Annotated in this window: 6 protein-coding genes and 1 pseudogene; 3 read left to right on the forward strand and 4 right to left on the reverse strand. The window is 73.3% G+C overall.

What is annotated here, in order from left to right; translation table 11 throughout:
• A partial coding sequence (locus tag ACSNOB_RS29555) for a cellulose binding domain-containing protein (RefSeq protein ID WP_436690449.1) occupies window positions 1-473 on the reverse strand: 473 nt, incomplete at its 3' end.
• Between the two features lie 661 nt (window positions 474-1134).
• On the opposite strand from ACSNOB_RS29555, the gene ACSNOB_RS29560 reads away from it, so the two are divergent.
• The gene (locus ACSNOB_RS29560) at window positions 1135-2256 is read left to right on the forward strand and encodes a hypothetical protein (protein ID WP_436690451.1); all 1122 of its coding nucleotides are present in this window, start codon (window positions 1135-1137) and stop codon (window positions 2254-2256) included.
• A gap of 1 nt (window position 2257) precedes the next feature.
• Window positions 2258-2959, forward strand: a complete 702-nt coding sequence (locus ACSNOB_RS29565) for a class F sortase (RefSeq protein WP_436690453.1) — start codon at window positions 2258-2260, stop codon at window positions 2957-2959.
• Window positions 2960-3029: 70 nt separating this feature from the next.
• On the opposite strand, the gene ACSNOB_RS29570 is transcribed toward ACSNOB_RS29565, so the two are convergent.
• Window positions 3030-8081, reverse strand: coding sequence for an NAD-glutamate dehydrogenase (locus ACSNOB_RS29570; protein WP_436690455.1), 5052 nt, complete (start codon window positions 8079-8081; stop codon window positions 3030-3032).
• A gap of 290 nt (window positions 8082-8371) precedes the next feature.
• Between ACSNOB_RS29570 and ACSNOB_RS29575 the strand changes: the two genes are divergently transcribed.
• A complete protein-coding gene (locus ACSNOB_RS29575; protein ID WP_436690457.1) occupies window positions 8372-10336 on the forward strand; it encodes a penicillin-binding transpeptidase domain-containing protein in 1965 nt (654 codons plus the stop codon).
• Between the two features lie 565 nt (window positions 10337-10901).
• On the opposite strand, the pseudogene ACSNOB_RS29580 reads toward ACSNOB_RS29575, so the two are convergent.
• Window positions 10902-12035: pseudogene (locus ACSNOB_RS29580) on the reverse strand (arginase family protein); the annotation flags it as partial.
• Window positions 12036-12102: 67 nt separating this feature from the next.
• On the reverse strand, window positions 12103-12953 hold an 851-nt coding region (locus tag ACSNOB_RS29585), incomplete at its 5' end, for a tetratricopeptide repeat protein (protein WP_436690459.1).

The following is a 12953-nucleotide window of genomic DNA, read 5'->3' on the forward strand; positions in this document are numbered from 1 at the left end:
GTGCTGGGCGGCGGGGTGCTGGGCGGCGGGGTCGTGGGGGTGGTGCCGCCGTTGCAGGTCACCCCGTTGAGGGTGAACGACGTGGGCTTCGGGTTGCTGCCGCTCCAGGCGCCGTTGAAGCCGATGCTCACCGTGGCCCCGCTGGCGACCGACCCGTTCCAGGACTCGCTCTGCGCGGTGACGTTCTGGCCCGACTGCGACCAGCGGGCCGACCAGCCCTGCTGCACCCGTTGGTTGCCGTCCGGGAAGGTGAAGCCCAGCGTCCAGCCGTTGAGGGCGTCACCGACGTTCTTGATGTTGACGGTGGCGGTGAATCCACCCTGCCAGTCGCTGGTCGTGTACGACACGTCGCACTGGGTCGCGGCGTGCGCCACGGTGACCGGAAGGGTCACCAGTCCGCCCGCGACCAGGGCGCCCGCGCCGCCGAGCGCGAGGGCCCGGCGTGGGCCGGACAGCCTTCTCCACACATTCATGCCACTGATCTCCTTGGGCGAGACCGGATCCGCGAACGGCCCGGCGATACGGCCCGGTGGGCGTCCTGTGCGGACGACCGCCGGCGCCAACGGGATTCTTCGGGGGTGCCCGACCCGGACGGGCGTGGTGGTGGTGCGACCGGCGACGACGGCCGGCCGGAGGCGGGAGGTCGTCCGGCGCACCGGTTGCCCTCGACTCCTGCCTGCGCGGTGTGGCTCCTGAAGAACCGCGTGCGGAGATTCTTGCATGGGAGCGCTTCCATGGCAATGCCTCGATGTAAGCGGGCGGCCCCGACGGAGCCGCCGGCGCGACGGCGGGACGGCGGGACGGCGGGACGGCGGGACGAGTCGATGGCACGACGGCGCGACGGCGCAACGGCGCGACGAGCCGGTGGCACGACGAGCCCGGGCCGATGGGACCGGACGCCGGCCACCCGAGCGCCCGGACGGACCGAGCGGGCGTTCCGGGCGCAGCCGGGCGGCAACGACGCGACGGGCAACCGGACGCCGCCAAACCGTTGCTTAACACTCCTATCGCCTCCACCAGCAACAAAGGTCAAAACACGAATCTTTCCCTGCATAGGTCGTGAAACGGTCTAACGTCGTCCGTAGCTCGGTTGTCGACCGAGCCCAGGACAACAGGGATGGAGTGACGCAGGTCATGGCAAACAAGATGCTCGGGAAGGTCGTTGCGGGCGCTGCCCTCGGTGGCGCCTCCCTGCTCGTGTTCACGCCGGGGATCGCGTTCGCGGACGGCCACCACGACAACGAGGGCAAGGTCTACGCCAAGCCCCACGTCGTCAAGGCGGGCGACACGGTCAAGCTGCTCGAGATCTGCCCGGAGCCCCAGGAGCACGCCTTCGTATGGTCCAAGGTCACCGGCAAGGTCAAGCTGAAGCCGGCCCAGGACCGCACCGACCGGCGTGGGGAGGAGGGCTCTCGCGACCACGGCAAGGGCAATGACCACGACAAGGGCCGCGACCACGACAAGGGCCGCGACCACGACGGCAAGGACGAGACCCCGAAGCCGCGTCCGACGGACGACGGCACCGGGCGGCCCCAGCCGCCGGCGGACGGCGGCCAGCCGCCGGCCAACGGTGGCCAGCCGCCGGCCAACGGCGGTCAGCCGCCGGCCGGTCAGGGCGGGGGCGCCGACGCCGCCGGCAACGAGGGCGAGCGCGACTGGAAGGGCTACGAGCACGGCCAGGACGCCGAGGGCGACCGGGGCGGCCGCGAGGACCGCAAGGACCACGATGGGTACGGCTCGAACGGGTACGACCACGAGGGCTACGGCTCGAACGGGTACGACCACGAGGAGTACGGCTCGAACGGGTACGACCACGAGGGGTACGGCTCGAACGGGTACGGCTCCGACGAGCGCGGCTCGGACCGTGGTGACCACCGCCGCGAGGACCGCAAGGACCACGACGGGCGCGGCTCGGACGAGCGCGGCGGCAAGGGCCACGACAACGGCTGGTCCGACGAGGAGTCCGAGGGCTACGGCAAGGGCAAGGACCGCTGGGAGCACAAGCGGGACTTCGTCTACTACGGCGAGGCCGAGGTCTCCGAGAACGCCAAGCCGGGCCGCTACAAGCTCAAGGGCTCGTGCGGCGAGGGCGAGCTGGTCGTCCTGCCCCGCGGCGGGGTCGACGGCGGCGACGGCGGCGTGGGCGCCGGCACCGACCGGGGCCTGGCCGCCGGTGGGGCGAGCCTGCTCGGCGCGGCGGCCCTGGGGGGCCTCGTGCTGATGCGTCGGCGTCGGACCGATGAGTCCTTCGTCTGACATGACGGCGACACCGGCCGGCGGCCGTCACGGGAGACCGTGGCGCGCCGCCGGCGCGGCCGTCGTCGTCCTGCTCGCCATGGTGGGCGCCGGCATGATCGGCGCCTCGCTCAAGACCACGCCCGCTCCGCGCCCTCCCCAACCCCTGGCCCAGGCCGCGCCGGCCAGCAGCGGGCCGGCGGTGGCCGACGTGCCGGGACCGGACGGCGTGGACCCGGACGTGGGCGGCGGGGCCGCCAGCGGCCTCGCCCGCTCCACCCCCACCACGATCTCCATCCCCCGGATCGGGGTCGACGCCTCGATCATGTCGCTCGGCACCAACCCGGACGGCACCGTCCAGGTGCCTCCGCTGGAGCAGGCGCAGCTGGCCGGCTGGTACGAGCCGGGGCCCAGCCCGGGTGAGGTCGGCAACGCGGTCATCGTCGGGCACGTCGACTCGGCGGCGATGGGGCCGGCGGTCTTCTTCTCCCTCGGCGCCCTGCAACCCGGTGACACGATCACGGTCACCCGCGAGGACGGGCAGCAGGCCACCTTCACGGTCGAGTCGGTGAAGGCGTACCCGAAGACCGAGTTCCCGACCGAGCAGGTCTACGGCCCCAGCGACCGGCCCGGCCTGCGGGTGGTCACCTGCGGCGGCGTCTTCGACCGGGCCGCCGGCAGCTACCCGGACAACGTGGTCGTCTTCGCCTCCATGCCCGCCTGACCCGCCGGCCGACCGCGGCGTTCCCACGGTGGCGCGACGCCCGGCCGGCGGAAGACGGCGCGGTCCGGCGTCAGGCGGCGGCGGAGGTCCGCACCAGGGTGCGGATCTGGCGCAGCAGCACCGACAGGGCGGCGAGGTCCGCCCGGGACTCGTCGAACTCCCCCATCGCCCGCTCGGCCCGGTGGATCGACGTGGCGTTCGACTGCTCCCACTGGAGCACCCGCTCCTGCGGCGACTGGGTGCCGGGCGTGGAGTCGAGCACCTCGGCGGTCAGCGCGGCCAGCGCGGCGTACAGGTCGTAGCGCAGCGCCATCCGGGCCAGCGTCTGCCAGCGGTCCTCCCGCGGCAACAACGAGATCTTCGACAGCAGCGAGTCGACCCGGAACCGGTCGGAGAGCACGAAGTAGACCGAGGCCACCTCGCCGACGTCGCGCCCACTGCTCGCCGCTGTCTCCACGACGTCGAGCAGGCCGAAGCTGTACATCAGCCGGGTCGCCTGCTCGGCCAGGTCGCGCGGCAGCCCCCGCTGGGTCAGCGAGTCGATGTGGGCCGCCAGCGACTCCCGCTCGCTGCCGTAGAAGCGCTCCTCCAGATCGGGCAGGAGCCGGGCCACCCCGTCGCGCAGCCGGGCGATCTCCGCCGGCACGTCGATCGGCGAGCGGCGGTTGGTGACCAGCCACCGCACCGCCCGGTCCAGCAGCCGCCGGGTGTCCAGGTAGACGCTGGTCTGCAGCTCGGGGGCGACCTTGTTGTCCAGGGCCTCCACGGCGTTCCACAGCTCGCGCAGCCCGAACACCTCGCGGACCACCACGTACGCCCGGATCACGTCCGCCGCCGAGGCGGCCGTCTCCTCGACGACCCGGAAGACGAACGAGATGCCGCCCCGGTTGATCGCCTCGTTGACCAGGACGGTGGTCACGATGTCCCGGCGCAGCCGGTGCTGCCCCATCCGGTCGGCGAACCGCTCGCGCATCGGCGTCGGGAAGTAGTTGACCAGGACCTCGGTCGTCCACTCCTCGTCCGCGAGCCCCTCGGCCAGGATCTCCGTCTCCAGGACGATCTTGACGTACGCGAGCAGCACCGCGAACTCCGGCGCCGTCAGCCCGGACTCGGTCCGCGCCGCCAGCTCCTCGTCCGGCGGCAGCGCCTCCAGGGCCCGGTCCAGTGCCCCGGAACGCTCCAGCTCGGTGATCATCCGCCGGTGCACCGGCAGCAGCGAGGCCGCCTGCGCCTGCGCGTTGTTGATCGCCCGGGCCTGGTCGTAGTTGTCCCGCAGCACCAGCTCGGCGACCTCGTCGGTCATCTCGGCGAGCAGCTCGTCCCGCTCGGGCACGGTCAGCGCCCCGTCGGCGACGGCCGTGTTCAGCAGGATCTTGATGTTCACCTCGTGGTCGGAGCAGTCCACCCCGGCCGCGTTGTCGATGAAGTCCGTGTAGATCCGACCGCCGGTCTGGGCGTACTCGATCCGGCCGAGCTGGGTCCAGCCCAGGTTTCCGCCCTCGCCGGCCACCCGGCAGCGCAGGTTCCTGCCGTCCACCCGGATCGCGTCGTTGGACTTGTCGCCCACCTCCGCGTTGGTCTGGCTGGAGGCCTTCACGTACGTGCCGATGCCGCCGTTCCAGAACAGGTCGACCGGCGCGGTCAGGATCGCCTTCATCAGCTCCTGCGGGGAGAGCTGGTCCACGTCGGCGTCCAGGCCGAGCCGCTCACGGACCTGCGGCGAGATCGGCACGGACTTGGCGGTACGCGGGTACACGCCGCCGCCGGCCGAGATCAACCGCGCGTCGTAGTCCTCCCACGACGAGCGGGGCAGCTCGAACAGCCGCTTCCGCTCGGCGTACGAGGTGGCGGCGTCCGGGTCCGGGTCGAGGAAGATGTGCCGGTGGTCGAAGGCGGCCACCAGCCGGATGTGCTCCGACAGCAGCATCCCGTTGCCGAACACGTCGCCGGACATGTCGCCGACGCCGACCACGGTGAAGTCCTGGGTCTGGGTGTCGTGGCCCATCTCGCGGAAGTGCCGCTTCACCGACTCCCAGGCGCCCCGGGCGGTGATGCCCATCTTCTTGTGGTCGTACCCGGCGGAGCCGCCGGAGGCGAACGCGTCGCCGAGCCAGAAGTTGTGCGCCGTGGAGATCTCGTTGGCGATGTCGGAGAACGTCGCCGTGCCCTTGTCCGCCGCGACCACCATGTACGGGTCGTCGCCGTCGTGCCGGACCACGTCCTCCGGCGGCACGATCTCACCGCTGACGATGTTGTCCGTGACGTCCAGCAGCGCCGAGATGAACTCCTTGTAGCAGGCGACCGCCTCGTCCCGGTCCCCCGGCTTCTGCTTGAGCACGAAGCCGCCCTTGGCACCGACCGGCACGATCACGGCGTTCTTCACCATCTGCGCCTTGACCAGGCCGAGCACCTCGGTGCGGAAGTCCTCCCGGCGGTCGGACCAGCGCAGCCCGCCCCGGGCCACCGGCCCGAACCGCAGGTGCACACCCTCGAAACGCGGCGAGTAGACGAAGATCTCGAACTTCGGCCGGGGCGCCGGCAGGTCCGGGATCGCCTGCGGGTCGAGCTTGAGCGCGACGTACGACTTCGGCCGCCCGTCGGAGCGCTTCTGGTAGAAGCTGGTGCGCAGGGTGGCCTGGATCAGCGTCAGGTAGGAGCGCAGGATCCGGTCCTGGTCGAGGCTGGCCACGTCGTCCAGCGCGTCGCGGATCTCCTCGACCAGCTTCTTGCTGCGCTGCTGCCGCTCCTCGTGGTCCACCGTGCCCGGCGCGAACCGGACCTCGAAGAGCTCCACCAGCAGCGCGGCGAGCTTCGGGTACGCGATGAAGGTCGACTCCATGTACTCCTGGGAGAAGACCGTGCCGGCCTGGCGCAGGTACTTCGCGTAGGCCCGCAGCACCACCACCTGCCGCCAGGTGAGCCCAGCACGCAGCACCAGCTCGTTGAAGCCGTCCACCTCGGCCTCGCCCCGCCACGCCGCCGCGAAGGCGTTCTCCACGTGCGGGCGCACCTCGGCCAGCTCCTGGTGCCCCTCTGGCAGCCGCAGCCCGAAGTCGTAGAGGTAGACGCGGCCGTCGATCCGGTCCACCTCGTGCGGGTGCTCGTCGACCACCCGGACGCCGAGCGAGTGCAGCACCGGCAGCACCGCCGAGAGCATCATCGGCTCGCCGTACCGGTAGACCTTGAAGCGGACGTCCATCGCGCCGTCGACGTCCGGTCCCCGCCCGCCGGCCCGCGGCGCGAGCTGCTTGCGGAACAGGTGCATCTCCAGCTGGCCGGGCTCCTCCAGCAGCTCCAGCTTGGCCAGGTCCTTCATCGCCTCGTACGGCGTGTGGCCGTCCTTGTAGCCCTCGGGGAAGGCGTCGGCGTACCGGGCGAAGAGGTGCTTGGCCTGCTCGTCGCCGAGCTTGCGCTCCAGCACCAGCCGGTAGTCGTCGTCCCACAGCCGGGTGGCGTCGGCCAGCTCCTCGGCGAGCAGGTCGGCGTCGATGTCGCCCGGAGCCCTGTTCGGGTCGGTCCGGACGATGAAGTGCACCCGGGCGAGCATCGACTCGGTGACCCGGGTGGTGTAGTCGACCCCGACGCCGTTCAGCTCGCGCAGCAGGATGTCCTGCATCCGCAGCCGGTTCTGGGTGGTGAACCGGTCCCGGGGCAGGTAGATCAGGCAGGAGATGAACCGGCCGTACGCGTCCCGGCGCAGGAACACCCGCAGTTGCCGGCGACCGGCCATGCGCAGCACGCCGATCACCGCGTGGTAGAGGTCCTCGGTCTTGATCTGGAACAGCTCGTCGCGCGGGTAGGTCTCCAGGATCTGCAGCAGATCCTTGCCGGAGTGGCTGCGCTGGCTCAGGCCGGAGCGGTCCAGCACCTCGGCCACCTTGCGGCGGACCACCGGCAGCTCCTGCACGCTGGTGCGGTACGCGGCCGTGGAGAACAGGCCCAGGAAGCGCCGCTCGCCGACCACCTCGCCGGCGGAGTTGAACACCTTGAAGCCGATGTAGTCCAGGTAGGCCGACCGGTGGACGGTCGCCCGGGAGTTGGCCTTCGTGATGATCAACAGGCGCTTCTCGGTGACCTTGTCGTGCGCCTCCGGCGTCATCGACGACAGCGGCCGGGCGTCCGGCGAGTCCTGCCGCAGGATACCCAGCCCGGTGCCGAGCGCGGCCTCCAGCGCCTTGCCCCCGTCGCTCGTGTCGACCAGGCGGTACTCCCGGTAACCCAGGAACGTGAAGTGGTCGTGGGCGAGCCAGCGGAGCAGCTCCACCGAGTCGGTGATGTCCTTCTCCGGCACGGGCGGCCGGTTGTCCGACGTCCGCGCGGCGGCCAGCTCGTCGGCCAGGGCGAGGGCCCGCTGGCGCATCTTCGGCCAGTCCTCGACCGCCTCCCGCACGTCGGTGAGGACCCGCTGCAGCTCCCGGCGCAGCTTCTCCCGCTCGGCGGCGTCGCGGACCGGGTCGACCTCGATGTGCATCCAGCTCTCGACCAGGTCACCGGCGATGGCGTCGTCGGGCTCGACGTCGGCGGCGACCTCGACCAGCCGGCCCAGCGGCTCGCGCCGCACCACCACCAGCGGGTGCACCAGCAGGTGCACGTCCAGGTGGTGCGAGTTGAGCAGGGCGGTCACCGAGTCGACCAGGAAGGGCATGTCGTCGGTGACGATCTCGATGACGGTGTGGTGCTGGTCGGCGTCGGGCTCGTGGATGCGCAGCTTCAACTCGCCCGGCACCCGCTGCTGGGCCAGGTCCCGGTGCGCGCGGGCCGCGTCGAGCATCTCCTCGGCGGTGAAGCCGATCAGCTCCTCGTCGGGCGCGAACCGCCAGAAGCGGCTGACCAGTGTCGCCGCGTCGTGGTCGTCCCCCGCGAGCGCCACGGCCTGGGCCACCAGGCGCTCCGCGTTGGGTACCGGCTCGTCGAGTTCGTTGTCCTCCACGTCGTCGGCCAGCGCGTCGGCCGGCATCCCCAGATCGTAGATGGTGTCGATGCTCGAACCGGTCATCCCGGTCACTCCTGTGTCGAGCCGGCCGAAGCCGTCCCCGTCGGTTGCCGAATCGAAGCTGTCGTCCCGGCTGGTGTCATCCTGCCGGAGGTCGGGTCCCGGTTTGATCGCCGGACGCCGGTCCATCGGTGCCACTCCCCTCGACCCACCGCGTTGTGGGTCACTCTGCCGCCCAGCCTAGGCCCTGCCGTTCCGCCCCTTCGTCGGCGGACCACGGTGCGGACGTCCGGTTCCGGACTTTGTCCTTTCACCCGTTGCGGGTACGAGGTTGGCCGCTCGGGGAGTACCCCGCCTCGGGTTGTTCATCACACCGTCACTGCTCCGTCTTTGCGCACGTCGCGCCGGGCAGGGGCCGTGCGGCCGGCGCGTGCGTACTAGCGTGCAGGGGCAGTCCGAGACCCGGAGGGACCCGCTCCATGCACCTCTCGTACCCCAGCCGTCACCGCCGCAACCGGTACCGCCCGCCGCTGGCCGTGCTCGCCGCGACCGCGCTGGCGGCCGTCGCGCTCACCGCGTGCTCGGACGGTGACGGTCCGGAGCGCAGCGTCGACGCGTTCCTGACCGGCTGGCGCTCCGGCGACCTCCAGGCCGTCGGGTTCGTGGACCCGGCGGGCGCGAAGGTGCCGGCCGCCGACGTGTCCCGCGAGATCAAGGAGCTGTCCGGGGAGCTCGCGGCCACGCCGCCGGCGCTGACCAGGCAGGGCGACGCGAAGATCACCGCGGACCTCGCGACGGCGGTGGTCAAGGTCGAGTGGACCCTCCCGGGCCAGACCCGCTGGGCGTACGAGCGGCAGGTCCGGCTCAGTCGGGGCGGCGACGACGAGTGGCGGGTCATCTGGGAGCCGCAGCTGGTGCAGGAGCAGCTCAGCCGGGGCGACCGCCTCGGGCTGCGCCGGGACGCCGGCCCCCGGGCCGCGGTGCTCGACGGCGCCGGCCAGCCGATCGTGGCGCCCCGGCCCGTGGTGCGGGTGGGGCTGCAACCGAGCGAGGTCACCGACGTCGCGGGGCTGAGCCGGAAGCTGGACGCCGCCTTCCGGGCCATCCGGCCGGCGATCACCCCGCCGGTGGACCTCTCCGGCCTGCCCAAGCGGCTCGCCGACGCCGATCCCGGCGCGTTCGTCGAGGTGGTGACGCTGCGCGAGGAGGCGTACCGCCAGATCAGATCGCGCGTCTACGACCTGCCGGGCACGAAGTTCCGCAAGGACAAGATCGACCTCGCGCCCACCCGCGAGTTCGCCCGGGCGGTGCTCGGCTCCGTCGACCCGGCCCAGGCCGACGATCTCGCGAAGCACCCCGACCGGTACGCGGCCGGCGACCTGGTCGGCCACGGCGGCCTCCAGGGCCGCTACGACGAGCGGCTGCGCGGCGCGCCCGGGCTGACCGTGATCACCGAGCGCCCCGGCCCGGACGGCACGCTGGTGCCCACCGGCACCGAGGTGTTCCGCCGCGAGCCGCAGCCGGGGCAGCCGCTGAAGACGACGCTCGACGTGGCCACGCAGAACGCGGCCGACGCCGCCCTGCACGCCGAGAAGCGCCGGGCGGCGCTGGTGGCGGTGCGGATCAGCGACGGCGCCGTCCTCGCCGCCGCCAACGGTCCCGGCGCGGCCGGGGAGAACCTGGCCTTCACCGCCCAGGTCCCGCCGGGCTCCACCTTCAAGATGGTCAGCGCGCTCGGCCTGCTCGACCGGGGTGCGGTCACCCCGGACGCGACGGTGGCCTGTCCGAAAACGTTCACCGTGGACGGCCGGCCGTTCAAGAACTCCGACAACTTCGAGCTGGGTTCGGTGCCGTTCCGTACCGACTTCGCCAAGTCCTGCAACACGGCGTTCACCGCGCTGGCGCCGAAGCTCGGCCCCGACGGGCTGGCCGTCGCCGGCCGGTCCCTGGGCCTGGAGGGGCAGTGGGACCTCGGCCTGGACGCCTTCACCGGCAAGGTCTCCGCGAACGGCGGCGCGACCGAGCAGGCCGCCGCGGCGATCGGGCAGGGCACCACGGTGGTCAGCCCGCTGGCCATGGCCTCCGCCACCGCGGCGGTCGCCCGCGGCCGGTTCGAGCAGCCGAAGCTGGTGCTGGACCCGGCCCCGGCGAAGCCGGCCGAACCGGGCCCCGAGCTCAAGCCGGAGTCGGTCGAGTCGGTGCGGACGATGATGCGCGAGGTGGTCACCGCCGGCTCCGGCAGCGCGTTGAAGGACGTGCCGGGCGCTCCGGTGCACGGCAAGACGGGCACCGCCGAGTACGACAACAACCCGGCGCACACGCACGCCTGGTTCGTCGGTTGGCAGGGCGACGTCGCGTTCGCGGTCTTCGTCGAGCAGGGCGGGGCCAGCACCGCCACCGCCGTACCGATCGCCGAACGGTTCCTGCGCGCCCTCCCCCGCTGACGCGCCAGGACACGCCAGCCCGACCGACGCGTCACGCCCATCGCCGGGTGGGCGTCCCCCGGCGGTGACGCCCGCCGGGCCACGGACCGACCGCCCGATCCTGATCAGGGTCGTCCCGGTTCGGCCAGCCGGCCGCGGATCGCCCCCGGAGCGGCCAGCGCGTCCGAAGCAGCCGGAGCGGCCGGGAGCCTCCGGTGCGCCGGTGCGCCCGAAGCGGCCCCCTGCGCCGCGCCCGCATCGTCGGTCAGGCGATGCCAGCGGTGGACGGCGAGGGGCCGTCGTCGGTCGCGGGCAGCGCGGCCCCCGGGTCGAGACCCGCCAGCGGCGCCCGGCGCAGCAGGCCCGGGCCGGCGGAGGCAGGCGGCCCGACCGGCTCCGGCGCGAGCGGCTCCGGCCCGACCGGACCGGCGGAGTCGTGCGGCCCCACCTGACCCGGCCCGACCGGACCGGCGGAGTCGTGCGGCCGCACCTGGCCCGGCCCGACCTGGCCCGGTCCCACCTGGCCCGGCTCGACCCGGCCGGCGGAGCCGGCAGCCACCGGGGCGACCGGACCGAGCGGCCCGAGGAGAGCTGGCGCATCGTCCTCGGCCCGCTCCTCGACGCCGCCCGCGTCCTCGCCGTCGTCCTCGACGGCGGGGGCGGGGGCCGAGACGAAGGCCGGGGCGACCGCTGGGGAGAGCATGCTCGGGGCCTCGGTGGGACGGCCGTTGCCCCGCCGCGCCGGGGGGACCGGCGAGGGGGCAGCCGCCGGCGGGCCCGGCAGCAGCCGGGGCGGCACCGCGCCCGGCGCGGAGACGGGGCGCAGCCCGGCCGCCACGGTGTTGACGATCTCGGCCGCGTACGCCCCGTCGGGGTCGTAGTCGGGGTCGAAGACCGTCAGCTCGACGCCGAGGCAGTGCGGCGTGTCGACCAGCCCGGCCAGCAGGATCTCCAGCTCGGCGAAGGCGATGCCGCCCGGGTCGGGGGCGTCTACGGCCGGCATCACGGCCGGGTCCAGCACGTCGACGTCGATGTGCACCCAGTAGCCGGCGCAGTCGGCGAGCTGCTCGTGCGCCCACTGTGCGGTGCGTGCGGCACCCTCGGCGCGCAGCGCCGGCACCGGCCGGGTGGTGATCCCGGCGGCCTGGAGGTCGAGCCGGTACTCGTCCTGCGCGCGGATGCCGAGCACCACCACGTCGATGTCCCGGAAGTAGGGTCGGCGGCCCTCGATGGCGGCCAGGTCGGCCTGCCCCCGCCCGGTGACCAGCGCGAGGTCCTCACCGGCCGCCGCGCCCACGTAGGAGGCGTTGCCGGGGTGCCGGAAGTCGGAGTGGCCGTCGACGAAGACGAGCCCGATCCGGCCGCCGACCGCCTCGCCGAGCCGGTGCATGGCCAGCGCCGAGCCGAGCAGGATCGAGCAGTCCCCGCCGAGGACCAGCGGGAACTCCCCGCGGTCGATGATCGCGCCGATGCGCTCGGCGAGCGCCACCGAGTAGTCGGCGATCTCCCGGGCGTGGCAGACGCCGTCGCCGGGGCGCCAGTCGCCGGGGTCGTAGCGGGGCGCGGTGAGGCAGCCGGCGTCCCGGGCCCGCAGCCGGGCGAGCAGCCCCTGGTCGCGCAGCGCGCCCGGGGCCTTGGCGCAGCCGGGCACCGAAGTGGGCGTGGGTGGGCGCAGGCCGAGGTTGCTGGGCGCGTCGAGGACGGCGATCCGGCGCATCATGGGCTCCCGTCCTCGAAGAGTCGGGGGGGCCGGCCGGAACGCCGGCCCGCGCTGGCGTGCTGCGTGCTCAGAACAGGGCGCTGGCCAACGCCCGGCGGGCCGAGGCGACCGCGGGGTCCTCCGGCCCGGCGACCGCGAAGAGGCCGACCAGGTGCTGGCGTACCTTCTCCCGGTCGTCGCCGGCGGTGCGGCGGACCAGGCCCACCAGACGGGCGTACGCCGCCTCGGCCTGACCGCTGAGCACCTCGATGTCGGCGGCCAGGAGCTGGGCCTCGACGTCGTCGGGGTTGGCCTGGGCGGCGGCGATCGCCGCGCCCGGGTCTGCTCCCGCCACCCGGCGGGCCAGCCCGACCTGGGCGAGGCCCGCCTCCGCCGCGGCGTCCGCCGGCGACTCGGCGAGGATCTTCTTGTACGCCCGCTCGGCCGCGTCGAGGTCGCCGCTCATCAGGGCGTCGTCGGCCTCGTCGAGGCGCGGGTCCTCCGGCTCGGCGACGGTCACGCCACCGGCCTTGAGTACGGCCTGGATCCACTGGCGCAGCTGCGCCTCGGGCACCACGCCGGAGAAGGCGTCGATCGGCTGGCCGCCGACCACCGCGTAGACCATGGGGATGCCCTGCACCCGGAACATCTGGGCGATCCGCGGGTTGGCGTCCACGTCGATCTTGGCGAGCACCCAGGCGCCGCCGCCCTCCGTGGCCAACCGCTCCAGCACCGGCGAGAGTTGCTTGCACGGCTCGCACCACTCGGCCCAGAAGTCCACGATCACCGGTGTGGTGAGCGAGCGTTCGAGAACCTCGGACTGGAATGTCGCCTCGCTGACGTCGATGACGCTGACGCCACCGCCGGCGGCGCCGGGCAGGCCGGCCGAGGGGCCGGCCCACCAGACGGGCGTACGCCGCCTCGGCCTGACCGCTGAGC

Source organism: Micromonospora sp. URMC 106 (assembly GCF_051386395.1).
Lineage (GTDB): Bacteria > Actinomycetota > Actinomycetes > Mycobacteriales > Micromonosporaceae > Micromonospora.